We start from the raw sequence: 1,822 nt of genomic DNA, 5'->3' as shown, positions 1-1,822 counted from the left end.
GAGCCAAGCGGTCGGGGATCATCACACCACCTTGTCGGGTAAGGCGCGGCCTTCGAAGAAGGCGGTCAGATTGTCCACCGCCTTCATGCCCATGGCCACACGAGTTTCTTCGGTGGCGCTGCCCAGATGCGGCAACAGCACCACATTTTCCAAACGCATAAGTGCACCGGGCACATCCGGTTCGCCGTCATAGACGTCGAGGCCGGCACCGGCGATCGTGCCGCTGTCGAGCGCTGCGATCAGCGCCTTCTGGTCGACCACGTCGCCGCGCGCCGTGTTGATCAGGAACGCGCCGCGCTTCATCGCGGCCAAACGCTCCGCATTGATCAGGTGGCGGTTCTCGGCACCGCCCGGGCAATGCAGCGAGACGAAATCCGATTGCGCCAGCACGTCCTCGATGGTCGCGAGCTGGCGCGCGCCCATGGCGCGGGTTTCCTCGTCATCAACCTTCGAGCGGTTGTAGAAGACGACATCCATGTCGAAGCCGAAATGCGCGCGCTTGGCCATGGCCTTGCCGATGCGGCCCATGCCGATGATGCCAAGCGTCTTGCCCGTCACCTTGGTGCCGATCATGTGGGTCGGGCACCAGCCGGTCCATTGGCCGGCGCGCAACTGGCGCTCGCCCTCGCCCGCGCGCCTGGCGACGGCGAGCAAAAGGCTCATGCCGATGTCGGCGGTGCAATCGGTCAACACGCCAGGCGTATTGGTCACCACGATGCCACGGGCACGCGCGGCTTCGGTGTCGATATGGCTGAAACCAACGCCGAAATTGGCAAGGATTTTGGTGCGGACATCGGCGTCAGGAAACACCGCCGCCGGCAGCTTGTCGCTGACGGTCGGCAGGATCGCGTCAAAATTCAGGAACGCCGCCTTGAGCTCAGTCGGACCGAGCGGCGCATCGCCCTTGTTAAAGGTCGTGTCGAAGCGTTCTGCCAGGATCTGTTCGACTGCTACGGGCCAGCGCCGCGTGACGATAACGCGAGGTTTCATTTCAATTCCTTGATCATGCTTGGACTGCCGCACGCCCAAAACAGACGCGCAACAAGCACTCTAGCAGTTCGAAACGACACATCATGTGATGGATCATCGATAATCGGACGGTCGGGCAGTGGGGAGCCGGTCGGCGCCGGCTCCCCGAAGGCCAGGTCAGGCGGCCTTCTTTTGCTGTTCCAGCACACCCGCGACAGTCGGGCCGAAGGCTGCCGGCGTCTGCACGATGGTCACGCCTGCCTCGCGCAGGATCTCGACCTTTTCCTGGGCGGATTCGCCGAAGGCGGAGATAATGGCGCCGGCATGGCCCATGCGCTTGCCCTTGGGCGCCGAAAGACCGGCGATATAGGCGATAAGCGGCTTGCGCATGTTGTGCCTGGCCCATTCTGCGGCTTCGGCTTCCTGCGGACCGCCGATCTCGCCGATCATCACGACCGCGTCCGTATCGGGATCGTCCTCGAACAGCTTGAGGATGTCCTTGAACGACGAGCCGTTGATCGGGTCGCCGCCGATGCCGACTGATGTCGAGACACCGATGCCGAGCGCCTTCATCTGCGAGGCAGCCTCGTAGCCCAGCGTGCCCGAGCGGCCGACGATGCCAACCCGGCCCGGCAGGTAGATGTTGCCTGGCATGATGCCCATCAGGGCCTGTCCGGGCGTAATGACACCGGCGCAGTTCGGGCCGACAAGGCGCATGCGGTCTTCGTAGCGGAAGCGGCGCATGTAGCGCTTGACCCGCATCATGTCCTGCGAGGGGATACCGTCGGTGATGCAGACGCAGAGCTTGAGGCCGGCTTCAGCCGCTTCCATGATCGAGTCTGCTGCGAAGGGT

The 1,822-nt window shown here is 63.7% G+C and carries 2 protein-coding genes; both read right to left on the bottom strand.

Features of this window, described 5'->3' with window-relative positions; translation table 11 throughout:
* Positions 1–21: 21 nt before the first annotated feature.
* On the bottom strand, positions 22–990 hold the full coding sequence (locus tag AC1DUU_RS31035; RefSeq protein WP_476787147.1) for a 2-hydroxyacid dehydrogenase: 969 nt from the start codon (positions 988–990) through the stop codon (positions 22–24).
* A gap of 156 nt (positions 991–1,146) precedes the next feature.
* On the bottom strand, positions 1,147–1,822 hold a 676-nt coding region (locus AC1DUU_RS31030; protein ID WP_476787146.1), incomplete at its 5' end, for a succinate--CoA ligase subunit alpha.

The organism is Aminobacter sp. P4_H6_2 (genome assembly GCF_056400805.1).
Note: the sequence above shows the minus strand (reverse complement) of the source record. Positions and strands in the feature narration are given on the sequence as shown.

Excerpts from the sequence above, each read along its gene's own strand:
- AC1DUU_RS31035 (WP_476787147.1), bottom strand. The coding sequence starts at position 990 with ATGAAACCTCGCGTTATCGTCACGCGGCGCTGGCCCGTAGCAGTCGAA.